This is a genomic window from Methylobacterium sp. E-066 (genome assembly GCF_022829635.1).
In the GTDB taxonomy this organism is placed as follows: domain Bacteria; phylum Pseudomonadota; class Alphaproteobacteria; order Rhizobiales; family Beijerinckiaceae; genus Methylobacterium.
In genome coordinates, this window is record NZ_JAKSYO010000161.1 from 1 (window position 1) to 405 (window position 405).

The window sequence follows — 405 nt, forward strand, 5'->3', positions numbered from 1 at the left end:
GGTCTCGGTCTGGGAGGCCGGATCCGGCGGCCTGTTCTCCGGACCGCTGGTCGCCGACCGGTTCTCCGCCGGGTCCAAATCCGCCCTCATCCCCGAGCAGCCGGTCGGCCGCGACGGCGCGATCTCGGTGCCCTATGCCGGGCGCATCAAGGTCGCCGGCCGCCGGCCCCAGGACGTCCAGGGCCTGATCGAGAACGAACTCGCCGGAAAGGCCATCCAGCCGCAGGTGCTGGTCTCGGTCACCCGGCCGATCTCGCAGGCGGTCACCGTCACCGGCGAGGGCGCGGCCGGTGCCCGCCTGCCGCTCTCGGGCCACGGCGACCGCATCCTCGATGTGATCGCGGCCGCCGGCGGCAACCGCTCGCCGGTGTCGGAGACCTTCGTGCGCCTGTCGCGCGGGCCGCT

At 74.3% G+C, this 405-nt stretch carries 1 protein-coding gene; it reads left to right on the forward strand.

The genetic code is table 11. The features are described from left to right. Positions 1–405: polysaccharide biosynthesis/export family protein (locus MKL20_RS21910; RefSeq protein ID WP_244038436.1), on the forward strand; the 405-nt coding region annotated here is incomplete at both ends.